The sequence below is a fragment of the Streptomyces lomondensis genome (assembly GCF_014651035.1).
GTDB classification, from domain to species: domain Bacteria; phylum Actinomycetota; class Actinomycetes; order Streptomycetales; family Streptomycetaceae; genus Streptomyces; species Streptomyces lomondensis.
Window position 1 is genome coordinate 279,774 of the sequence record NZ_BMWC01000006.1, and the last position, 21,608, is coordinate 301,381.

A 21,608-nucleotide genomic window follows, 5' to 3' on the forward strand; every position below is an offset into this window, starting at 1 on the left:
GAGCCCAGCGGTTTTCCACCGGGGCGCCCCGGCCTCGTACGCTGGGCCGCGATGAGACGCAGGCCCCGCACCCCGCCCTCTCCCCTGCCGCAGCGCCACGGGGTCGACCCGGTGCGGGTCCGGCTGCCCGCCGAGGGGGCGTGGGCCACGGTGCGCGAGCATCTGGTGGAGCGGCTCTCCGGGGCGGGAGCCGGGGTCGTCGACGGGATGTTCGACGCGGGGCTGATCGTCGGGGCGGACGGACGGGCCGTGCCGGCGGACGCGCCCTTCGTGCCGGGGATGTTCGTGTGGTTCCACCGGGAGCTGCCCGACGAGGTGCCCGTGCCCTTCCCGCTGGAGGTCGTGCACCGGGACGAGCACATCGTCGTCGTCGACAAGCCCCACTTCCTCGCCACCACCCCGCGCGGCGCCCATGTCGCCGAGACCGCGCTGGCCCGGCTCCGCCGCGAGCTGGACATCCCGGCGCTCAGCGCGGCCCACCGCCTGGACCGGCTCACGGCCGGACTCGTGCTGTTCACCGTGCGCCCCGAGGAGCGCGGCGCCTACCAGACGCTCTTCCGCGACCGGCGGGTCCGCAAGGAGTACGAGGCCGTCGCCCCCTACGACCGCGCCCTCGCACTCCCCCGGACCGTACGCAGCCGGATCGTGAAGGAGCGCGGGGTGCTCACCGCCCGGGAGGTGGCGGGCGAGCCCAACGCCGTGAGCCGTGTCGAGCTGGTCGAGCACCGTCCGGACCGGGCCGGCCCGCTCGCCCGGTACCGGCTGGTGCCCGGCACCGGCCAGACGCATCAGCTGCGCGTGCACATGGCCGCGCTGGGGGTGCCCATCCTCGGCGACCCGCTCTACCCGGAGGTGACCGGGCCCGTGCCGGCCGGTGACTTCCGGCGTCCGCTCCAGCTGCTGGCGCGGGGCCTCGCGTTCACCGACCCGGTCACGGGCGTGGAGCACCGGTTCCGCAGCGGCCGGGTGCTCGCGGCCTGGGCGTCGTACGACCGGTGGGCCGCCGGGATGTACGACGGCCCGTCGGACGGTCAGTAGCCGCGCCACCAGCTCAACAAGCGCCGCCAGACACCCTTGCGGCCGGGCGGTTCCTCCGTCGTCGGCTGCGGCGGGGCCGGGACCGGCTGCGGTTGCGCCGGAGCCGGCTGCGGCTGTGCGGCGGCCAGGGCCGGCTGGGGCTGGGCGGCGGCCGGTGCCGGCTGGGGCCCCGGCTGCACCGTGCCGATCTGCCAGTCCGAGCGCTGCGCGGGGACGGACTTGTGGTTCGGCTGCTCCGACACGTCCTGTGGCGGCTTGGGCGAGAACTGCACCGGCATTTCCACCAGGTGCCGGGAGGCGATGGACGACGTCCAGCGCAACTCCTCCTCGTCACAGTCGAGTTCCACGTCCGGCAGCCGCATCAGCAGCGCGTCGACGCCGACGTCGGCGATGGAACGGCCGATGTCCTGGCCGGGGCACTCGTGCGGGCCGCCGCCGAAGGCGAGGTGCGAGCGGTTGCCCTGCATGCTGGCGGACAGGTCCGGCCGCACCCTCGGGTCGACGTTGGCCGGGAGCGGGGCGAAGAGCAGCCCGTCGCCCTTGCGGATGCGCTGCCCGCCCAGCTCGGTCTCCTGCTTGGCGAAGTAGGCGAAGACCGTGCTGAACGGCGGATCGTTCCAGAGCGACTGCTCCACCGCCTCCGGTACCGTCATCTGGCCGCCGTTGAGCTGCGCCCGGAAGCGCGGGTCGATCAGCACCGCGAGCAGCACGTTCGACAGCAGGTTGGTGGTGGCCTCGTAGGCCGCGAAGAGCACCAGGCGCAGGTGCTCCCTGACCTCGTCGTCGGTCAGCCGCGCGGGGTGGGTGATCAGGTAGCTGGCGAGGTCCTCCTCCGGCTGGGCGCGGCGCCGGGCGGTGAGCCGGCTCAGGGCGTCCATGACGTAGGTGTGGCTGGCGATCGCGGTCGCGGTGCCCTTGAGCGCGTCGCGGGCGGCCTCGACGAGACGGTCGTTGTACTCGTCGGGCATGCCGAGGATCTCGCACATCACCGCCATCGGCAGGTGCTCGGCGAACTGGCCGACGAGGTCCGCCTCGCCCGCCTCGCAGAACCGGTTGACGATGGCCTGCGTGCTGCGGTTGATGTAGCGGCGCAGGCTGCGGAAGTCGATGGTCGAGATGGCGCCCTGAACCGCGCCGCGCAGCCGCTTGTGCTCGTCGCCCTCGGCGTGCGAGGCGATGGGCTGCCAGGCGATGTGCGGCATCAGGGGGTGGTCGGGCTTGACGAGGCCGTCCTTGAGCGGGGTCCAGATACGGCTGTCCCGGCAGAACTGCGTGGGCGAGCGCACCATGTGCAGGTTCTCGGCGTGGCCGAGCACGATCCACATCGGCACGTCGTCGTGGAGCAGCACGGGCGCCACGGGGCCGTGCTGCTCCCGCAGTTGCTCGTACAGCGCTCCCAGGTCCTCCGCCTCGTGCAGCCGGTGCAGTCCCCCGGGCCCGAGGCCGTGCGCGGGGCAGCCGGGGGGCGGGCCGAGCCGGGTGTCGTCCGTACCGGACGGGGCGTGGGATTCAGGCGTCACAGTGGTCGCTCCGAAACTTTCCAGGTGTCTGGGGGGAGATGTGGGGTGGGCGGGATACCGATCAGGTGCGCGAGCCCGTCATGGCGAGGGAGTGCAGGAAGCGCATGAGGGTCATCAGGACGTCGCGGCTGGAGGCCCGGCGGCGCGCGTCGCACTCCATGATCGGGATGCCCGGGGCGAGGTCGAGGGCCGTACGCAGCTCATCCATGGGATAACGGGGCGCGTCGGGGAAGGAGTTGATGGCGACCACGAACGGCACGCCGCGCTCCTCCAGGCGCCCCATGACGTCGAAGCTGACCTCCAGCCGGCGGGTGTCGACCAGCACCACCGCGCCGAGCGCGCCCTCGAACAGGCCGTTCCACAGGAACCAGAAGCGCTGCTGGCCGGGTGTGCCGAAGAGGTACAGCACGAGCTGGTCGGTGATGCTGATCCGGCCGAAGTCCATGGCGACGGTGGTGGCCGTCTTGGTCGCGGAACCGAAGTTGTCGTCGACACCGATGCCGGCCTGCGTCATGGTCTCCTCGGTGGTCAGCGGTTTGATCTCGCTGACCGAGCCGACCATGGTCGTCTTGCCGACGCCGAAACCCCCCACGATCACGATCTTGGCCGCGGCCTGTGCCGTGTGGGGCAGCTGGTCCTCGGCCCGGGGGCCCGGGATGGTGTCAGAGCCTTTGAAGTCCATTCATCACCGCTTCGAGGAGGGAACGGTCGGGGACCGCCTGTCGGACGATCGGGGAGCGCGCGTGCACCAGTTCCGCCGTCAGCAGGTCGGTGAGCAGCACGCCCATCGCGCTGAACGGCAGACCGAGGTAGGCCGACAGCTCCGCCACGGACAGGGGGGCGGCGCAGAGCCGGAGCAACGCCGCCTGCTCGGGGGTGGCGGAGGGCGGCGGGTCCACGGCACGCGCCACGATTAACGTCACCAGGTCGAGCTCGGCCCGTTCGCCGTCCGGGCCCGCCACCACGTACATCCGCTCCGGGTTCCCGACCTTGCCCTCGCCCTCCTTGGGCTTGGACGGTTCCGGGGCGGGCTCGCGCCTCTGGCGTTGCGGAGGCGTCATACGATCTGCCCGTTCCGCCGGGGCGGGCTGGTCAGATGGCCGCCGATCCGGACCACCAGGTCGCGCATCATCGCGCTCATCCGGCCGGGTTCGCACCGCACGTCGGAGAGCACCGCGAGGAAGGCGTTGGCACCGGCGTTCATCAGGTAGAAGTAGCCCTGGTCGATCTCGATCATGACGAGCTTCATCTCGCCGTCGCCGACCGTGAGTTCCTGGCAGATGCTGCTGGCGAGGGACTGCAGGCCGGCGCAGGCCGCGGCGACCCGGTCGGCCGCGTCGGGCTCGCCGCCGTGGCGGGCGATGCGCAGACCGTCGGCCGAGAGCACCACGATCATCTCGATGCCCGGCACGCCGTCGGCGAGCTGCTTGAGCATCCAGTCGAAGTTGCCTCGCTGCTGGATCACTTGAGGTCCCCCTCGTCATCGGCCTCGGTGGGGGCCGGGTCGTTGAGCAGGTGCAGGTACTTGGTCGGGTTCCGGATGAAGTCGGTCGGGTGGGTGCCGGGTTCGATGCCCTGCTTGAGTCCCTCCCAGAAGGCCTCGAGGCCCTTGCCGGGGGCGTCGGGGGCCGACATGTCGCGCAGCGGCTTGATCGCGGGCTCGGGCTCCTGAGTCGCCCAGGGGTTGTGCTCGCCCCGTTCGGCGGCCTCCCGGTCGGCCTTCTCGTTGGCGGCCTGCTGGGCGAGCCGCTCGTGAAGCGGTGTCTTCACCCGGCTGCGGCGCTGCGGCAGGCCGTTCGCCGTCCACTCGGTGACCTCGGGGACGTCGTCGTCCTCCAGGGACACCGTCGCGGGGATTTTCGGGCTGGTGGGGCGTCGCTTCTTGGGCGTGCGCTTCGGTCCCTCGGGGATGCCGACCTTCATGGGGATGCCGGTGGCGCCGATGCCGTGGGCGAGTCCGATACCGGGCTCGTGGGTGATCATCTCGCTCGGCACGATGAGGATGGCGCGGACGCCGCCGTACGCGGAGGCGCGCAGCGAGACCTGCATGTTGTACGCCGTGCAGAGGCGGCCCACGACGGCCAGGCCCAGGCGCGGGTGCTCACCGATGTCCTGGAGGTCGACGCCCGCCTTGGCGGCCTCCAGCATGCCCTCGATCCGGGCCCGCGCCTCCTCGTTGAGGTTGACACCGCCGTCCTCGATCTCGATGCAGACGCCGGTCTGCACCTCGGTGGCGGTGACGTGGACCTTGGTCTGCGGCGGCGAGTAGCGCGTGGCGTTGTCGAGGAGCTCGGCGGCGGCGTGGATGACCGGCTCGACGTAGATGCCCTTGACGCTGACCTTGGCGATGGAGGCCAGCTGGATGCGCCGGTACTCCAGGATGCGGGACATGGCGCCGCGCAGGGTGCTGTACAGGGACACCGGCTGGGGCCACTGGCGTCCGGGGCGGCCGCCGCCGAGGACGGAGACGGAGTCGGCGAGGCGGCCGATCAGGGCGTTGCCGTGGTCGATGCGCAGCAGGTCGTCGAAGACCTCGGGGTTGCGGCCGTGGTCCTCCTCCATCTCCCGGAGTTCCTCGGCCTGCTGGTGGATGATCGCCTGCACGCGGCGGGCGACACTGACGAAGGAGCGCGCGGCGGCGTCACGCATCGTCACTTCGCGGTCGACGATCTTCAGCACCGTCAGCAGCGTCTCGGCCTGCGGGGCGGGAAGGTCGCGGTACTCGGGGTTGGCCAGGCCGAGCTTGCGAATCACCTCCCTGGGGGATTCTCCGGTGCTCAGCAGACGGAGCGCCGCGGGGATGATGTCCCGCGAGAAGCGGACCAACTCGTTCTCGTGAGCCGCGATCCGCTGTTCCAGATGCGCGCTGTGCCGGGCGTGCTCCGCCCGCTGGTTCCGCAGGGCACGGCCGCGGCGCACCGCCTCGGCCGCCGTGGCGATCACCAGCGCGGTGGCGATGCCGCCGCACCAGCCGACGGCGAGCCGGGCCGGCTCCGCCACCAGGGCGACGGCGGCTCCGGTCGCCGCGGCCATCACTATGGCCGGCAGCAACAGCACGCGCGTGGACGGCAGTTCACGGCGACCTGGAGGGGATTGAACACTCACCATGTGGGCCTTCTGACAGGAGTCGACTGAGGTTCGAGAGGGCTTGCAACGGGGTATGTCATGAAACTGTCTGGCTCTTCCGCACATTGGGGAACAAGCGCACGAATTCATCTCAAGCCGGTGCGCTGCGGGCGAGCTTAGTCCGACCGGATCATCGCCGTGTCATATTCAGCAACTGCCGGAAACCGGTCGCGAAGGGATAGTAGGCTCATTCCTTTGCACGCTGCGACACCGTTCGAATACGGCCCGTAATGACGAACGGGCATACGAAAGCCGCTCACCGTGAAGGGTGAACGGCCTTCGGTACAACGCCCCTCTTTTAAGGGGCGCGGGGAACTGCGCGAGCAACCACGACGAACCGGCACCCGCGCAACAAGCTCACCCCACCGACGAGTAGGCGACCACACCCCGCAGCAACAGATCCACGGCCTTACGCGCGTTCTTCACCACGGAAGACCCCTGCGGAGCCGCCGCAGCGATCTGCCCCAGCACGTCAATGACCTGCTTGCACCACCGCACGAAGTCCCCCGCCGGCATCTCCGCCTCGCGCAGCACCTCGTCGAGCCCCTTCCCCGAGGCCCACATGTACGCGGCCCAGGCGAAGCCGAGATCGGGCTCACGCTGCCCGACCCCCTCGGTCTGGCTGATCCGGAACTCCTCCTCCAGCGCGTCCAGCCGCCCCCAGATCCGCACCATCTCGCCCAGCGCGGCCTTGGCCTTCCCCGACGGCAGCTTCGGCGCCAGCGCGTCGTCCCCGACGCGTGCCTCGTACACCAACGCCGAGACACACCCGGCCAGTTCGGCCGGGCCGAGGCCCTCCCAGACACCCTCGCGCAGGCACTCGCTGGCGAGCAGGTCCAGCTCGCCGTAGAGCCGCGCGAGCCGCTTGCCGTGCTCGGTGACCTCGTCGCCGCGCAGGTAGTCCATCTCGGTCAGCAGCGCCACGATCCGGTCGAACGTCCGGGCGATCGTGTTCGTACGGCCCTCGATCCGCCGCTCCAGCTGCGAGGTGTCGCGCAGCAGCCGGTGGTAGCGCTCGGCCCAACGGGCGTGGTCCTCACGGTCGTTGCACCCGTGGCAGGGGTGCGCGCGCAGCGCCGTCCGCAGCCGGGCGATCTCGCGGTCGTCGGCCGCCTGGGAGCGCCGCTTGCCGTGCCGCTCGGCCGGGATGTGCCCGGCTTTCGTGCGCAGCGCGGAGGCGAGGTCCCGACGGGACTGCGGGGAACGCGGGTTGAAGGACTTCGGGATCCGCATCCGCTCCAGCGGCTCGACCGGCACCGGGAAGTCGATGGCCGCCAGCCGCTTCACCTGCCGCTCGGCGGTCAGCACCAGCGGGCGCGGCCCGTCGTGGTGGTCGAAGCCGCGGTGGCCGTTCGAACGGCCCGCGGGCAGGCCCGGGTCCAGCACCAGCGCCAGGCCCGCGTACTTGCCGGTGGGCACGTGGATGACGTCACCGGGCTTCAGCTTCTCCAGCGAGACGGCGGCCTCCGCGCGCCGCTGCGCCGCGCCCTGCCGGGCCAGCTCGTTCTCCCGGTCCTTCAGCTCGCGGCGCAGCCGGGCGTACTCCTCGAAGTCGCCGAGGTGGCAGGTCATGGAGGCCTTGTAGCCCTCCAGGCCCTCCTCGTTGCGCTGCACCTGCCGGGAGATGCCGACGACCGACTTGTCCGCCTGGAACTGCGCGAACGACGTCTCCAGCAGCTCGCGCGAGCGGTGCCGGCCGAACTGTTCGACCAGGTTCACCGCCATGTTGTACGACGGCTTGAAGCTGGACCGCAGCGGATACGTACGCGTGCCGGCCAGGCCCGCCAGGTGCTCGGGGTTCATGGCGCGCTGCCACAGCACCACGGCGTGGCCCTCGACGTCGATGCCGCGCCGCCCGGCCCGGCCCGTCAACTGCGTGTACTCGCCCGGGGTGATGTCCGCGTGCTGCTCGCCGTTCCACTTGACGAGCTTCTCCAGCACCACCGAGCGGGCGGGCATGTTGATGCCGAGGGCGAGGGTCTCGGTCGCGAACACGGCCTTGACCAGCCCGCGCACGAACAGCTCCTCGACGACCTCCTTGAAGGTCGGCAGCATGCCCGCGTGGTGGGCGGCGATGCCGCGCTCCAGGCCCTCCAGCCACTCGTAGTAGCCGAGGACGTGCAGGTCCTCGTGCGGGATGGACGCCGTGCGCTCCTCGACGAGTGCGCGTACCCGGTGGCGCGCCTCCTCGTCGTTGAGCCTGAGGCCCGCGTACAGGCACTGCTGGACGGCGGCCTCGCAGGCGGCGCGGCTGAAGATGAAGGTGATGGCGGGCAGCAGCCCCTCGGCGTCGAGCCGCTCGATGACCTCGGGCCGGCTCGGCGTCCACACCCGGGAGCGCTGTCTGCGCTCGCGCTCGCGATCGGCCTCGCGCAGGGACCGGCCGCGCCGGCGGTCCTGGTACGACGGCCGCGTCGCCTCCATGCGGGCCATGCGCGTGAGGTCGGGGTTGACGGCCTTCTTGTGGCCCTCGCCCTCCTCGAACAGGTCGTACATCCGCCGCCCGGCCAGCACGTGCTGGAACAGCGGCACGGGCCGGTGCTCGGAGACGATCACCTCGGTGTCGCCGCGGACCGTGTCCAGCCAGTCGCCGAACTCCTCGGCGTTCGACACGGTCGCCGAGAGCGAGACGAGCGTGACCGACTCGGGAAGGTGGATGATCACCTCTTCCCAGACGGCGCCGCGGAACCGGTCGGAGAGGTAGTGCACCTCGTCCATGACCACGTAGCCGAGGCCCAGGAGCGTCTGGGAACCGGCGTACAGCATGTTCCGCAGCACCTCGGTGGTCATCACGACCACCGGGGCGTCGGAGTTGACGCTGTTGTCGCCGGTGAGCAGGCCCACCTTGTCCGTGCCGTAGCGGCGGCACAGGTCGGCGTACTTCTGGTTCGACAGTGCCTTGATGGGTGTCGTGTAGAAGCACTTCTTGCCCTGCTGGAGGGCGAGGTGGACGGCGAACTCGCCGACGATCGTCTTGCCGGAGCCGGTGGGCGCGGCGACCAGCACGCCCTTCCCCGCTTCGAGCGCCTGGCAGGCCTCGATCTGGAAGGGGTCGAGGCCGAAGTCGTACATCTCGCGGAAGGAGGCGAGCGCGGTGGCCTGCTCGGCAGCGCGCTTGCGGGCTGCCGCGTACCGCTCGGCCGGTGAGAGATCCTCTGTCATCGTGCTTTCGAGCGTACCGGGCCGCACTGACAACAGGACGATCATTATCCGGATCGGTCCCTGTGAAACCGGGGATCGGCGCAGCTCAGGGGCCGACGACCCGCACGCCCCCGCGCACGCAGCGCGCGCTCAGCGGAAGCGGGCCGAGCGGCTCCCCGTCCGCGTACCCGGTGACGCCCTCGGCGGCGATCTCGATCCGGGCCGCCCGCACCACCGTCACTTTCGGATGCTCGACGTGCGTCCCCCGGTACACCCGCGAGCCGTTGCCGACGGCCACGAGGGTCGCCTCGATCTCGCGGACCTCGCCGCCGTCGAGCCGGATCCGGTACGGCACGGGCCGGAACGCCGCCAGTTCGGCGATCATGGCGAGGTCGTACCTGAACCGCCCGGCGGGCCAGTGCATGCGGTTGCCCCGGTCGTTGACGCGGGAGTCGAAGCCGGAGGCGAGGACCGTGCCGAACCAGCGGTCCCCCACCTGACCGAGGTCCACGTCGTGGATCCGGCCGCACTTGAGGGCGTCGGCGATCATGCGGCCCGCGGCGGCCGGCTCGCGCACGGGCAGGCCGAGGGCGCGGGCGAAGTCGTTGCCGGTGCCGACGGCGACCAGGCCGAGCGGGGTGCGTGTGCCGGCGACGGCCCGCAGCGCGAGGTTGGCCATGCCGTCACCGCCGACGGCTATCAGCGCCCCGGTACCGCCCGCGACGGCGGCACGCGCGCGGGTGAGGGCGTCCGCCGCGTCCTCCCCGAGCACCGTACGCACCGAGAAACCGGCCGCCCGCAGAGCGGAAGCGGCCGGCTGCGCCGCGCGGGCGCCCCGGCCGCGGCCCGCGGTGGGGTTGACGAAGAGGGTGATCTCGCTGGTCACGGCACCGACCCTAGGAGCCGCCCGTCGATCTTCAGGTCACGTCGTCATAACCGTTGACCCGTTCCGTCCGGTCCGAGCTCGCCTGCTCGGGCAGCGCGGCGCGGCTGGTCGTCACGGGCTCGATCTCGCCGATGTCGTCGGGGGTGAGATCCAGCTCGGAGGCCTCGTCGTCGGCGGGGCCGAGGGCCTCGCGGCGGCTGCGACGGCGGTCGTTGATCAGGGAGAAGAGCACCGCGGCGAAGTACAGGATCCAGATCGGCGCGGCGAGCGCCAGCATGGTCAGCGGGTCGGTGCTGGGCGTGGCGATGGCCGCGAAGACCGTGATGCCCATGATCATGCCGCGCCACCAGCCGAGCATGCGCTTGCCGGTGATCGCCCCGGTGAGATTGAGCATGACCAGGAGCAGGGGCAGCTCGAAGGAGAGGCCGAAGACGAGCACCATCCGCATGACCAGGTCGAGCAGGTCGTCCAGCGGGAGCAGGTTGGACGTGCCGCCCGGGGTGAATTCGAGCAGCACCTTCGCGGTGGTGGGAAGGACCGTGTATGCGAAGTAGGCACCGACGAGGAACAGCGGGGCGCCCGTGGCGACGAAGGCGTAGGCGTACTTCTTCTCGTGCCGGTGCAGTCCGGGCGCGACGAAGGCCCACAGCTGGTAGAGCCAGACCGGTGAGGCCAGGACGACGCCGGCCATCAGGGACACCTTCAGCGCGAGCGTGAAGGGGGTGAGCAGGCCGTTGATGGTGATCTGCGCACACGGCTTGGTGCCCGCCTGCGACCTGGCCAGCTCCGCGAAGGTCTTGTCACAGCCGACCGAGTCGAGGATCGGCTTGGTGATCAAGTTGATGATGTCGTTGTAGAAGAAGGCGGCGAAGACCGTGACGACGACGATCGCCAGAATCGCCTTGGCGAGCCGGTTGCGGAGCTCGCGAAGGTGCTCCGCGAGGGGCATCCGCCCCTCGGGGTCCTTCTCCTTCTTGCGGGCAGACTTCAGCAACCCACGTTCCCATCTCGTGCGGCGGGCCGGAGGTGACCGGCCCTGCGTCAGCGCTTGGTCGTGTCAGTCGGCTCGTTGACCGGGCGGGAGCTGGTCACGTCACCGGGCGCTGCCTGGATGGTGCGCGGCGGGTTCTGCTCGTCGTTGTTGGGCGGGCCGGCCGGGGTCGTGGAGGACTTGTTCTCGTCCTTCATCGCCTTCGCCTCGCTCTTGAGGATGCGGGCGGACTTGCCGAGCGACCGAGCCATGTCCGGAAGCTTCTTCGCGCCGAACAGCAGGATGATGACGACGAGGATGAGAATGATCTCGGGGGCTCCGAGCCTTCCGAACATAAGTCTTTACCTTCTCACCGAGGCGGCTGTGGTGGGGTACTGTCCGACCGGTCGGACATATGTCCGAACGATCGTGTCGACAGCGATCGTAACGCTCGGGGGTGAACGTGAGGCAATCCCTCTGCAATCCCTGTGCGTACTCCCGTCCGCGGCCAGTGCCTCGTTAACCGGGCCGCGACCAGCAGAGTACCTGTCCGAACCGCCCAGGTGACAGGGCGAAGTGTCCCAAAGCGCAACTCACAGCCGCCCGCAGGACGGCTCACAGGGCGTCCGCGGACCGGGCCGCGCTCTCCGCCGCCCGCTCCAGGTCGTCGGCGGCCCGGCTGATCCGGCGCGCCGAATCCGTGACCTGCCTGCCCAGGCGCTGTGCCTCCACGAAGACCCGCACGGCGAGCACCCCGAGCACGACGAGACCCACGAAACCCACGGCAATCGCGAACATCGGCCAGAACATGACGCCGAGCCTAGACCTTTCCGGGGGCCCGCCCCGCTAGAGGGTCGAATGGAGCCGCAGGGTCCGCACGCCGCCGCCGGTGAGCAGCTCCACGATCCGCTCCCCCGCGGGCTTGCGGACGGACGCCCCGCACTCCGGGCAGGTGAAGGAGTAGAAGGTGGTGCGGCTCGTGGCGCCGATGGCGAGGCGCAGGGCGCCCGCGGTGAGCTCGAAGCGCCCCCGGCAGTCCGGGCAGCCCGCCTTGAACACCACCGGGGAGACGCTTCTCATCCCGGCGAACGCGGACTCCACCGTCATGCCCCGCGCACCGGACGTCACCGACTCGCTCACAGCCCTCGCTCCTCTTCCTGGGGTCGTTCGCCTCGGGGGCACCACAGCCGGTGTGCGGGACGGCCGTGCCGGGCCGTCGGCGCCGGTGGGCACCTGTGGCTCACTCGCGTCTGCCGTCCGGCCCGTCCGGAACCGCCTGCACCGCCTGCGGCGCCTCGGGGGTCTCCACCGCGTCGGCCGCCTCGATCCCGTCGTAGGCCGCCAGCGCCTCGCGGGCCGCCCGCCGGGCGCTGTCGGCGAGCTCCGGCGGGGAGACGATCCGGCCGTCCCGGCCGAGCCGCAGCGCCAGGCGCCGCAGCGACGCCGGGTCGGGCGTCCGCAGAGTGATACGCAGCCCGCCGTCCGGCAGCTCGTCCGCGCTGTCGTGCGGGTAGTACTCGGCGACCCAGCGGCCGCCGGGGCCGACCTCGACCACGACCTCGGGGTCCTCGGCCGCGGGCTGCACCAGGGCCTCGGACAGGTCCCGCAGCTCGATTTCCGGCGGCGCCGACGGCTCGTCCAGGATCTTGATCTCGGCGACCCGGTCGAGCCGGAAGGTGCGGCGCGCCTCCGAGCGGCGGCACCAGGCCTCGACGTAGGTGTGCCCGACGCTGACCAGGCGGATGGGGTCGATCTCCCGCTCGGTGACCTCGTCGCGGGCGGGCGAGTAGTAGCGGATCCACAGGCGGCGGCGCTCGGCGATGGCCCGGTCGACGTCCGCGAAGACGCCGCCCTCGGACTCGAAGGTCACCGACAGGCGCGAGCTGGCGCCGGCCGCCTCGCCGGCCGCGGTCTCCACCTTGGCCGTCGCCCGCAGCAGGGCCTGCCGGTCGCTCTCGCGCAGTCCGGGCAGCGTGGCCACGGCCCGGGCGGCGACGAGCAGGGCGGTGGCCTCGTCGGCGGCGAGTCTGAGCGGCTCGGCCGCCTCCGCCGCGAGGGCGGCCGGGTTGTGCCACCAGATGCGCTCGCCGTCGGTGTCGATGTCGAGCAGGTCGCCGCCGCGGAAACTCGTCCCGCACATAGGCAGCACGTCGAGGTCGGAGACCAGCTCGTCCTCCGTGATGCCGAAGGCGCGCGCGACGTCCTCGACCCGGGCCCCGGGGCGCTCCCGCAGGTACGTCACCAGGGAGAGCATCCGCCGGGTCTGGTCGATGGCGTTCACGGGCCTGGCCGGTTTGCCTGCCACTGTCTTCCCGCTCCCCCTCAGCCCTTGGCCACGGCTCGCAGCCGGTCCACCACGTCGGCCCGCAGCTCGGCGGGCTCCAGGACCACCACGTCCGGCCCGAACTCCACCAGCCAGGCGTCCAGCCCGTGGCCGTACGGAATCTCCAACTCGTCCCAGCCGTCGCCGAGTTCCCGGACGGAGGTGGCCTTCGCCCGAAGGGGGTAGCCGGCGTCCGAGCGCAGCCGGATCCGCGCGGTGCGGTCGGCGATCTCCCCGGCCCAGCTCGCGACGGTCTCACGGACGGTGACGACGTCCGGGACGGGGGCGGTGTACCGGCCGCCGCGCGAGCGGACCTTGCCGGTGATCCGGGACAGCCGGAAGACCCGCTCGGCGCCCCGGTCGCGGTCCCAGCCCGCCAGGTACCAGTGGCCCCGCCAGCACTCCAGCGCCCACGGCTCCACGTGCCGCTGCTCCGGGTGGGCGGCGGTGGCCTTGCGGTAGTCGAAGACGACGGGCCGGCGGTCCCGGCAGGCGAGCATCAGCGGCTCGAAGGCCGCCTCGTGCACGGGGATCCGCGGCTCCAGCGCGCCGTGCGCCCCGTACGGGTCGACGTCCTCGGGGAGTCCCGCCGCGCGCAGCTTCTGCAGGGCGCCGCTGGCCGCTCCGGCGAGCCGGGCCTGCTGCCACACCTTGGCGGCGAGGCCCAGCGCGGCGGCCTCCTCGGCGTCCAGGGTGATGGGCGGCAGGCGGTTGCTGTCGCGACGGGCCAGGTAGCCGATCTCGCCGTCGAGGCTCTCGACGGTCTCGATGACCAGTCCGAGTTCGCGCAGGTCGTCCTTGTCGCGCTCGAACATGCGGTTGAAGGAGTCGTCGGAGCCGGACGCGCCGTTTCCCGGCCCGAAGGCCTCGACGTAGGCCTCGATGGAGTCACGCAGCTCGCGCTTGCTGAGCGGCCGCCGCGTCCCGAGCAGACACAGCGCCAGGTTCATCAGCCGCTCGGCCTTGGCAATGGCCATCGACGCGCTTCGCCTCCCTATGGTGCTTACGAGCGATGACCGTACCGCCACAGGGTGGCACGGCAAAAGCCGAGGGCCCATGCCGAGCAGGCATGGGCCCCAGGTGATCGAGTCTGTCCGAACCTTGCTCAGACCCCGAGCAGGTCGACCACGAAGATCAGCGTCTCGCCGGGCTTGATCAGAGGGGACGGGCTCTGGTTGCCGTAGGCGAGGTGGGCGGGGATGGTCAGCTGGCGGCGGCCGCCGACCTTCATGCCCTGCACGCCCTGGTCCCAGCCCTTGATGACCCGGCCGCCGCCCAGCGGGAAGCGGAAGGGGGTGCCGCGGTTCCAGCTGGCGTCGAACTCCTCGCCCGTGCTGAAGGAGACACCGACGTAGTGCACGGTGACGGTCTGGCCCGCCTGCGCGACCGGGCCGTCGCCTTCCCAGATGTCCTTGATCTCGAGGTCCGCCGGGGGCTCGCCGCCCGGGAAGTCGATCTCGGGCTTGTCGATGCTCACGTCTCTAGCTCCTGCTTGTCTGCGGAAAGGCGAACACGCACAGTCTTACATCCCTCGCCCGTCACAGCTTCGCGAGGATGTCCACCGAGAAGACCAGCGTGGAGTCCTTCTTGATGCCGCTACCCTGCGGCGGGTTGTCGCCGTAGCCCAGCTCCGGCGGGATGACGATGAGGACGCGGCTGCCGACCTTCTTGCCGGTCAGGCCCTGCGCCCAGCCCTTGACGACCTGCTGGAGCGAGAACGACACCAGCTGCTTGTTGGCGTACGAGGAGTCGAACTCCTTGCCGCCGTCCCACAGCACGCCCTTGTACTGCACCAGCACGCTGTTGTCGGCGGCGACCTCCTCGCCGTCGCCCTCCAGGACGTACTCCGCCACGAGCTTCTTCGGGGCGGTCGCCTTGGGCACCTCGATGGAGGGGGCCTTGCCGTCGGTGTTGGTGCCGACCTTGGGGAGGTCCGCGTTGTCCTGCGTGACCTCCTTGCCCTTCGCGGAGCTGGTGGCGTTGAACGCGTCCTGGATGTCGACGACGAAGACCAGGGTGTCGGTGCCCTTGATGCCCGCCTGCGGGTTGCCCTGCGAGCCGTAGCCCCAGGTGGGCGGGACGGCCATCTCGACACGGCTGCCGGCCTTCTTGCCGGCCAGCGCGTACCGCCAGCCGTCGATGATCTGGCCCTGGGTGAGCTGGATGGCCAGGCGGGCCTTGCGGTCGTAGGAGTTGTCGAAGACCTTGGCGGTGTTCCAGACCTGGCCCAGGTAGTGCGCCACGACGAAGTCGTTCTCCGCGACGGTCTTGCCCGTGCCCGCGATCAGGGTCTTCACCGCGAGCTGCTTCGACGGCTCTCCGCTGCCCTTGGCCACCGTCGGCTTCTCGTCGAACTTGCTGCCCGCGGTGACCGCCGGGAGCGGGCCGTCGACGATCTTCGGCGGCGGGGCCGCGGACGGGCCCGACGCCGAGGGCGACGGGCTGTCGCTCGCCTTGCTCGAGTCGGACTTGTCGTCGCCGCATGCGGCGAGCGTGGCCAGTCCTGCGGGTACGGAGATGAGAAGTGAGCGTCGGCGCACTGTGGGGGCCTCGTAATCGGTCGATCTCGTTGATGGCGTGCGCGCAACTCTACGGCGTGAGAAGGGCGCCGCACTTGTAACGTACGGCGCCCGTGTTGCGTTCCGGCGATTTTCCCGCCGGCGCATTTCCTCACATTCCGGCGATCAGCTTCTCCACCCGGTCGTCCACCGAACGGAACGGGTCCTTGCACAACACGGTGCGCTGGGCCTGGTCGTTGAGCTTGAGGTGGACCCAGTCGACCGTGAAGTCACGGCGCTGCTCCTGGGCGCGCCGGATGAAGTCGCCGCGCAGCCGGGCCCGAGTGGTCTGCGGCGGCACGGACTTGCCCTCGAAGATCTTCAAGTCGTTGCAGACGCGGGCCGCCTGCCCCTTCTTCTCCAGCAGGTAGTACAGGCCGCGGCGGCGGTGGATGTCGTGGTAGGCGAGGTCTATCTGCGCGACTCGCGGGTGCGACATGGTCATGTTGTGCTTGGCCCGGTACCGCTCGAGGAGCTTGTACTTGATGACCCAGTCGATCTCGGTGCCGATGCGGTCGAGGTCCTCGCTCTCGATCGCGTCCAGCGTGCGGCCCCACAGCTCCAGGACCTGCTCGACCGTGCCGGTGCGGATGCCGCGGCGCTCGCAGAAGTCCAGGGCCTTCTCGTAGTACTCGCGCTGCACCTCCAGGGCGGAGGCCTCGCGTCCGCTGGCCAGGCGGACCTTGCGGCGGCCGGTGATGTCGTGGCTGACCTCGCGGATCGCCCGGATCGGGTTCTCCAGGGTGAGGTCGCGCATCACCGTGCCCGCCTCGATCATGCGCAGCACCAGGTCGGTGGCGCCGACCTTGAGCAGCATGGTCGTCTCGGACATGTTGGAGTCGCCCACGATGACGTGCAGGCGGCGGTAGCGCTCCGCGTCCGCGTGCGGCTCGTCGCGGGTGTTGATGATCGGCCGGGAGCGGGTCGTCGCCGAGGAGACGCCCTCCCAGATGTGCTCGGCCCGCTGGCTGACGCAGTACACGGCCCCGCGCGGCGTCTGGAGCACCTTGCCGGCGCCGCACAGCAACTGCCGCGTGACCAGGAACGGAATCAGAATGTCCGCGAGCCGCGAGAACTCCCCGTGCCGCGCCACGAGATAGTTCTCGTGGCATCCGTAGGAGTTGCCCGCCGAGTCGGTGTTGTTCTTGAAGAGGTAGACGTCGCCCGCGATTCCCTCCTCGTGCAGGCGTCGTTCGGCGTCCACCAGGAGTCCTTCGAGAATGCGCTCGCCCGCTTTGTCGTGGGTGACCAGTTCGATCACGTTGTCACATTCCGGTGTGGCGTATTCCGGATGCGATCCCACGTCGAGATAGAGGCGGGCGCCGTTTCGCAGAAAGACATTGCTGCTGCGGCCCCATGACACGACACGGCGGAAGAGGTACCGCGCCACCTCGTCAGGAGACAGGCGGCGCTGTCCCCTGAACGTGCACGTGACGCCGTACTCGTTCTCCAGCCCGAAAATGCGGCGGTCCATGAGGGAACATTACGCCCGATCCCCTGAACTGAAACGGGGTTCGACGGCACGGTTTGGATCATTTTCCGAACCGGCCACAACGACCGCCCCCTGGCCGGGAGCTGCGAGTACCCGTCCTGTGGCGGTCAAAACCAGCAGGGACACGCCACCCGCGGCACCCGGCACGGCGAACCCCCACAGGGCCCCGCCCACCTCTACGACGGGCCCCGCGACGCCCGTTCCGACCGAGTGGCCCACGGTGAACGTGGTCACGAGCCAGGAGAACGCCTCGGTGACCGTGCCGCGCGGCGCGTGCCGGTCGACCAGGACGAACGCGCAGGCGATGGCGGGCGCGAGGAAGACCCCGGCGAGCGCGGTCAGCGCCACCATGGGCACCGCGTCCGGCATGAGCAACAGCGGCAGATAACACACCACCAGAAGGGCCACCAGCACCCGCAGTCGCCGCGCGGGCTCACCGGCCCACTGCCGGGCCCCGTACACGGAGCCGCCGACCAGCGCCCCGAACCCCAGAGCCGCCATCAGCCAGCCGTACACGACGTCACCGCCGTGGTCGTCCGCGTAGGGCACCGAGGCGACCGTGATGGACCCGAGCGCCATCCCGATGAACAGGAACGCCGCCAGCAGCGCCACCAGCCCCGCCGAGCGCAGCGCACCCAGCCAGTGCGCCTCGCGCGGCGCCGACCGCCACGCGCGCGAGGGCGGCGACACCACCACGGACAGCGCCCCCAGCACCCCGACGACGTTCAGCACGAGCAGCGCGGCCTGGGCCGACCACAGGGACACGCACAGCGTCACGAGCAGCGGCCCGACGGTGAACATCACCTCCTGGGCCACGGCGTCCATGGCGTACGCGGTATGCACGTGCTCCTCCTTGCGGAGGACGGACGACCACAGCGCCCGCAGCCCGCCCTCGAGGGGCGGCGTGAAGAGCCCGGCGGCCGCCACGGCGGCATACGCGAAGGGCAGCGACCCGATCCCGCCGAAGGCGAAGACGGCCATGGCGAGCCCGGAGAGGACAGCCGCCGGCAACTGCACCCGCGGCTGCCCGCGCAGGTCCACGAGCCGGCCCAGCACCGGCTGCCCCACGGCGTTGGCGACGCCGTACACGCCCGCCAGCGCCCCCGCGAGGGTGTACGAACCGCCTTCGGCCCGGACGAACAGCAGGATCGCGATGGCCGCCGTGGCGTTGGGCAGCCGGCCCACGAGCGTGCCGACGAGCAGTCGCGCGGCGTGTCGCGCCCGGAGGATCTCCAGGTATCCCGTGGCCATGTCTCCGCCCTAAGTTTTACGTATAACGTCGGCTCCCATACGTACCATGGCGGCTGTTCACGAGTCCAGACGAAGGAGCGGCCCGACGGTGGCACGAGGCAGTACACGGCCCACGAGCCGGGACGTCGCCCAGGCCGCCGGCGTCTCCCAGGCGGCGGTCTCCCTGGTCCTCGGGGACAAGTGGCGCGGTCGCGTCTCGGAGGCGACCGCCCAGCGGGTCCGCGAGGCCGCCCGCGACCTGGGCTACCGCCCGAACCTGGCCGCCCGCAATCTGCGCCTGGGCCGCACGCGCACGGTCCTGCTGGTGGTCCCGGCCCTGACCACGGAGTTCTTCGCCGGCGTCTACACGGGCGCGGCCCGCGTCGCCGCCGAGCACGGCTTCGGGGTGGTCCTCTACCCCTCCCCCGAGGGCATCGGCCCCGCCCGCGACCCCTTCGCCTCCGCCCAGGCGGCTCTGGACGGCGTCATCGCCTCGTCCATGGCCGCGGACGCGCTGACCGCGATCCGAGGCGAGGCGCTGCCCCTGGTGATGCTGGACAGCGACCCGGCGGGAAGCCTGGGCGCGGCGACGGTGAACCTGGACATCGCCGACGGCGTCCGCCAGGTCGCGGAGCACCTGCTGTCGCTGGGCCACCGCCGGTTCCTCCACCTGGCGGCGGACGTACCGTCCTGGACGTTCGAGGTACGGGCCCGGGAGCTGGCGTCGCGCCTGAGCGAGGTGCCGGGCACGTCGGTGCGGACGGCGAGGGCGCCCATCTCCATCGAAGGGGCGGTGGCCGCCACGGAGGCCGCCCTCTCGGTGCCCGGCCCGCGGCCCACCGCCCTCGTCTGCGACGACGACAAACTCGCCGCGGGGGCGTACAAGGCGGCCCGCCGCCTCGGCCTGCGCATCCCCGACGACCTCTCCGTCACCGGCTTGGACGACCTGGCCCTCGCCACGGCCATCGACCCCGAGCTGACGACGGTCCGCCTCGACGCGGAACTCTTCGGGGAACGGGGCATGCGGGCTCTCCTGGCGGTCCTGGAGGGCCGTTCACCCGAGGGCGGGGACATCCCGGTGCAGTTGCTGGTACGGGGTTCTACGGCACCGCCCCGTTAGCCCGCACCCCGCGTCGGTGCTGGGGCCGGGGCGTTACGCAGCCCGGCGGAGCGGGGTGCCGCCGCGCCCACCCGTTCCGCCCCAGCGGCACGACTGCCCGCAGCTGAGCGGACCCGCACCCCCCCGGGCGCTACGCGCACCCCACCGAGCAGCCACAGGCCGCCGCAGGCACACGACCGCGCGCCCCGGCCACAACCAGCCGGGGCGCGCGACAAGCAAGAAGAAGAAGGACCGCCGCTACTCCGTGTCCTCGGACGACTCCGCCTCCGACTGCGCCCCGTCCGCCTCCAGCAGCCGGGCCAGCTGCCGCCCGGTGATCCGCTTGAACTTGCGCTTCTGCGGACGCGTCCGGTCCAGCACCGCCACCTCCAGCCGCTCCGCGGGAATCTCCCGCTCGCTGCCGTTGGTGTCACGGGACAGGGACTGCACCGCCAGCTTCAGCGCCTCGGCCAGCGTCATGCCGTCCCGGTGGTGCTGGTCCAGGTAGCCGCTGATCTGCTCCGCGTTACCGCCCACCGCGACCGCGCCGTGCTCGTCCACGATGGATCCGTCATGCGGCAGCCGGTAGATCTGGTCCTGCTCGGTCGTCTCCCCGACCTCGGCGACGACCAGCTCCACCTCGTACGGCTTCTCCCCGACACTCGAGAAGATCGTGCCCAGCGTCTGCGCGTACACGTTCGCCAGGCCCCGGGCCGTCACATCGCCCCGGTCGTAGGTGTAACCCCGCAGGTCGGCGTACCGGACACCACCGATCCGCAGGTTCTCGTACTCGTTGTACTTGCCAGCGGCCGCGAAGCCGATCCGGTCGTAGATCTCGCTGAACTTGTGCAGCGCACGGGACGGGTTCTCGCCGACGAACACGATGCCGTCGGCGTACTGCAGCACGACCAGGCTGCGACCACGGGCGATGCCCTTGCGGGCGTACTCCGCCCGGTCGGCCATCTGCTGCTGGGGTGAGACATAGAACGGCGTCGACACCGGTTATCCGTCCCTCTCTTGAAGATTCCGTCGGTTCACTGGACCACCCTCTGAAGCCGGCCCGCCGCTCACAGCAGCGCGGCCCGCGGACCGTCGGGCTGCTCCAGACGCCGCTCCAGGACCGAGCGCGCGATCTCGGACGACTCGGTCTCGGAGAGCCGGCGGAAGCCGTCCTCGGTGATCACGGTGACGATGGGATAGATCCGGCGGGCGACATCGGGACCACCGGTCGCCGAGTCGTCGTCTGCCGCGTCGTAGAGCGCCTGGACCACGAGCGTCGTGGCCTCGGCCTCGCTCAGGTCCTCCCGGAAGAGCTTCTTCATCGCGCCCCGCGCGAAGATCGACCCGGAACCGGTGGCCGCGTAACCCTGCTCCTCGGAACGCCCGCCGGTGACGTCGTAGGAGAAGATCCGGCCCTTCTCCCGGTCCACGTCGTACCCGGCGAACAGCGGGACGACGGCCAGCCCCTGCATGGCCATCCCGAGATTCGAGCGGATCATCGTCGACAGCCGGTTGGCCTTGCCCTCCAGGGACAGCTGCGCGCCCTCGACCTTCTCGAAGTGCTCCAGCTCCAGCTGGAACAGCTTCACCATCTCCACGGCCAGGCCCGCCGTACCCGCGATGCCCACCGCCGAGTACTCGTCGGCGGGGAAGACCTTCTCGATGTCCCGCTGCGCGATGACGTTGCCCATGGTGGCCCGCCGGTCACCGGCGAGCACGACGCCGCCGGGGAACGTCACGGCGACGATCGTCGTGCCGTGCGGTGCCTCGATCGCGCCCTGGAGGGGCGGCAACTTCTTGTTGCCCGGCAGCAGTTCGGGCTGGTGATCGGAGAGGAAGTCCATGAAGGAGGAAGAGCCTGGCGTCAGGAAGGCAGCTGGTAGACGCCCGGTGCTACGAGTGTTGGCTTCCACGCGATTCCTTCCACGTAAGCGACAGCCCGCCCTGTGACGTCGGGCCGATCCTTGGAACAACCCCGGTCCGGTTGCGGCCGGGGGCACGGTATGCCACGGACCCTACCCGTCCTTTGGCAGTGATCCACATGCCCGGCGGCTCCAACTCCGCGAGAGCGGCGCCGCACTGCCCGCCGCTCACCACCGGCGGGCCACCGGGCCTCCGGACGCCACTGACGCCCGGAGCGCCGCGCACGAAGGCATCACGTCACTCACTGCCCCGCGCGCAGCGCTCCGCGCTTCGCCCGTCCGTCACCCCTGCACCCCGTTCAC

22 protein-coding genes are annotated in these 21,608 nt (G+C 71.0%); 2 read left to right on the plus strand and 20 right to left on the minus strand.

The features are described from left to right. The first annotated feature begins 51 nt into the window (after positions 1-51). Positions 52-1,038, plus strand: a complete 987-nt coding sequence (locus tag IE255_RS22100; RefSeq protein WP_190052084.1) for an RluA family pseudouridine synthase — start codon at positions 52-54, stop codon at positions 1,036-1,038. Here the strand turns inward: IE255_RS22100 and IE255_RS22105 are convergent. From IE255_RS22105 to IE255_RS22185, 17 genes are all read right to left on the minus strand, one after another. Beyond that, positions 1,032-2,558, minus strand: coding sequence for a cytochrome P450 (locus tag IE255_RS22105; RefSeq protein ID WP_190052085.1), 1,527 nt, complete (start codon positions 2,556-2,558; stop codon positions 1,032-1,034). The genes IE255_RS22100 and IE255_RS22105 overlap by 7 nt on opposite strands. Positions 2,559-2,619: 61 nt before the next feature. Continuing rightward, positions 2,620-3,240, minus strand: a complete 621-nt coding sequence (locus tag IE255_RS22110; RefSeq protein ID WP_190052086.1) for a GTP-binding protein — start codon at positions 3,238-3,240, stop codon at positions 2,620-2,622. Further along, positions 3,221-3,619, minus strand: a complete 399-nt coding sequence (locus IE255_RS22115) for a DUF742 domain-containing protein (protein WP_190052087.1) — start codon at positions 3,617-3,619, stop codon at positions 3,221-3,223. Before IE255_RS22115 ends, IE255_RS22110 begins: the two co-directional genes overlap by 20 nt. Then, entirely contained in the window at positions 3,616-4,023 is a 408-nt protein-coding gene (locus IE255_RS22120; RefSeq protein ID WP_190052088.1) for a roadblock/LC7 domain-containing protein, read from the minus strand. The genes IE255_RS22115 and IE255_RS22120 overlap by 4 nt, the downstream gene beginning before the upstream one ends. Continuing rightward, the gene (locus IE255_RS22125; RefSeq protein ID WP_190052089.1) at positions 4,020-5,666 is read right to left on the minus strand and encodes a sensor histidine kinase; all 1,647 of its coding nucleotides are present in this window, start codon (positions 5,664-5,666) and stop codon (positions 4,020-4,022) included. Before IE255_RS22125 ends, IE255_RS22120 begins: the two co-directional genes overlap by 4 nt. A gap of 375 nt (positions 5,667-6,041) precedes the next feature. Beyond that, positions 6,042-8,891 (minus strand): DEAD/DEAH box helicase, encoded by a 2,850-nt coding sequence (locus IE255_RS22130; RefSeq protein ID WP_190052090.1) that lies wholly within the window; start codon positions 8,889-8,891, stop codon positions 6,042-6,044. A 40-nt stretch (positions 8,892-8,931) separates the two neighbouring features. After that, entirely contained in the window at positions 8,932-9,711 is a 780-nt protein-coding gene (locus IE255_RS22135) for a diacylglycerol kinase family protein (protein ID WP_190052091.1), read from the minus strand. A 31-nt stretch (positions 9,712-9,742) separates the two neighbouring features. After that, on the minus strand, positions 9,743-10,705 hold the full coding sequence (tatC, locus tag IE255_RS22140; protein WP_190052092.1) for a twin-arginine translocase subunit TatC: 963 nt from the start codon (positions 10,703-10,705) through the stop codon (positions 9,743-9,745). Positions 10,706-10,752: 47 nt separating this feature from the next. Beyond that, positions 10,753-11,037, minus strand: coding sequence for a Sec-independent protein translocase subunit TatA (gene tatA, locus IE255_RS22145; protein WP_190052093.1), 285 nt, complete (start codon positions 11,035-11,037; stop codon positions 10,753-10,755). Positions 11,038-11,296: 259 nt separating this feature from the next. Then, complete coding sequence (locus IE255_RS22150) at positions 11,297-11,491, minus strand: hypothetical protein (protein ID WP_190052094.1); 195 nt, start codon at positions 11,489-11,491, stop codon at positions 11,297-11,299. 36 nt (positions 11,492-11,527) lie between these two features. After that, entirely contained in the window at positions 11,528-11,821 is a 294-nt protein-coding gene (locus tag IE255_RS22155) for a CpXC domain-containing protein (RefSeq protein ID WP_190052095.1), read from the minus strand. Positions 11,822-11,921: 100 nt separating this feature from the next. Next, complete coding sequence (locus tag IE255_RS22160) at positions 11,922-12,986, minus strand: helix-turn-helix transcriptional regulator (protein ID WP_190052096.1); 1,065 nt, start codon at positions 12,984-12,986, stop codon at positions 11,922-11,924. Positions 12,987-13,003: 17 nt separating this feature from the next. Continuing rightward, a complete protein-coding gene (locus IE255_RS22165) occupies positions 13,004-13,981 on the minus strand; it encodes a helix-turn-helix transcriptional regulator (RefSeq protein WP_190052097.1) in 978 nt (325 codons plus the stop codon). 128 nt (positions 13,982-14,109) lie between these two features. Beyond that, a complete protein-coding gene (locus tag IE255_RS22170; RefSeq protein ID WP_010045336.1) occupies positions 14,110-14,481 on the minus strand; it encodes an FKBP-type peptidyl-prolyl cis-trans isomerase in 372 nt (123 codons plus the stop codon). Positions 14,482-14,542: 61 nt separating this feature from the next. Next, positions 14,543-15,544 carry an FKBP-type peptidyl-prolyl cis-trans isomerase gene (locus IE255_RS22175; RefSeq protein ID WP_190052098.1) on the minus strand — a complete coding sequence of 334 codons (1,002 nt, stop codon included), beginning with the start codon at positions 15,542-15,544 and terminating at the stop codon, positions 14,543-14,545. 130 nt (positions 15,545-15,674) lie between these two features. After that, positions 15,675-17,036 carry a Pup--protein ligase gene (gene pafA, locus IE255_RS22180; RefSeq protein ID WP_190052099.1) on the minus strand — a complete coding sequence of 454 codons (1,362 nt, stop codon included), beginning with the start codon at positions 17,034-17,036 and terminating at the stop codon, positions 15,675-15,677. A 9-nt stretch (positions 17,037-17,045) separates the two neighbouring features. Continuing rightward, positions 17,046-18,305 (minus strand): MFS transporter, encoded by a 1,260-nt coding sequence (locus IE255_RS22185; protein ID WP_190052100.1) that lies wholly within the window; start codon positions 18,303-18,305, stop codon positions 17,046-17,048. A gap of 88 nt (positions 18,306-18,393) precedes the next feature. Here IE255_RS22185 and IE255_RS22190 point away from each other — a divergent pair, with 88 nt between their 5' ends. After that, positions 18,394-19,404 carry a LacI family DNA-binding transcriptional regulator gene (locus IE255_RS22190; protein ID WP_190052101.1) on the plus strand — a complete coding sequence of 337 codons (1,011 nt, stop codon included), beginning with the start codon at positions 18,394-18,396 and terminating at the stop codon, positions 19,402-19,404. A 237-nt stretch (positions 19,405-19,641) separates the two neighbouring features. On the opposite strand, the gene prcA is transcribed toward IE255_RS22190, so the two are convergent. From prcA to IE255_RS22205, 3 genes are all read right to left on the minus strand, one after another. Beyond that, positions 19,642-20,382 carry a proteasome subunit alpha gene (prcA, locus tag IE255_RS22195; protein ID WP_190052102.1) on the minus strand — a complete coding sequence of 247 codons (741 nt, stop codon included), beginning with the start codon at positions 20,380-20,382 and terminating at the stop codon, positions 19,642-19,644. Between the two features lie 68 nt (positions 20,383-20,450). Beyond that, positions 20,451-21,296, minus strand: a complete 846-nt coding sequence (prcB, locus tag IE255_RS22200) for a proteasome subunit beta (RefSeq protein WP_190052103.1) — start codon at positions 21,294-21,296, stop codon at positions 20,451-20,453. Beyond that, on the minus strand, positions 21,248-21,463 hold the full coding sequence (locus IE255_RS22205) for an endonuclease domain-containing protein (protein ID WP_190052104.1): 216 nt from the start codon (positions 21,461-21,463) through the stop codon (positions 21,248-21,250). The genes prcB and IE255_RS22205 overlap by 49 nt, the downstream gene beginning before the upstream one ends. Between the last annotated feature and the right edge of the window lie 145 nt (positions 21,464-21,608).

Excerpts from the sequence above, each read along its gene's own strand:
- IE255_RS22150 (WP_190052094.1), bottom strand. The coding sequence starts at position 11,491 with ATGTTCTGGCCGATGTTCGCGATTGCCGTGGGTTTCGTGGGTCTCGTC.
- pafA (WP_190052099.1), bottom strand. The coding sequence starts at position 17,036 with ATGGACCGCCGCATTTTCGGGCTGGAGAACGAGTACGGCGTCACGTGC.
- IE255_RS22130 (WP_190052090.1), bottom strand. The coding sequence starts at position 8,891 with ATGATCGTCCTGTTGTCAGTGCGGCCCGGTACGCTCGAAAGCACGATG.
- IE255_RS22165 (WP_190052097.1), bottom strand. The coding sequence starts at position 13,981 with ATGGCCATTGCCAAGGCCGAGCGGCTGATGAACCTGGCGCTGTGTCTG.
- IE255_RS22115 (WP_190052087.1), bottom strand. The coding sequence starts at position 3,619 with ATGACGCCTCCGCAACGCCAGAGGCGCGAGCCCGCCCCGGAACCGTCC.
- tatA (WP_190052093.1), bottom strand. The coding sequence starts at position 11,037 with ATGTTCGGAAGGCTCGGAGCCCCCGAGATCATTCTCATCCTCGTCGTC.
- IE255_RS22100 (WP_190052084.1), top strand. The coding sequence starts at position 52 with ATGAGACGCAGGCCCCGCACCCCGCCCTCTCCCCTGCCGCAGCGCCAC.
- IE255_RS22185 (WP_190052100.1), bottom strand. The coding sequence starts at position 18,305 with ATGGCCACGGGATACCTGGAGATCCTCCGGGCGCGACACGCCGCGCGA.
- IE255_RS22125 (WP_190052089.1), bottom strand. The coding sequence starts at position 5,666 with ATGGTGAGTGTTCAATCCCCTCCAGGTCGCCGTGAACTGCCGTCCACG.
- IE255_RS22110 (WP_190052086.1), bottom strand. The coding sequence starts at position 3,240 with ATGGACTTCAAAGGCTCTGACACCATCCCGGGCCCCCGGGCCGAGGAC.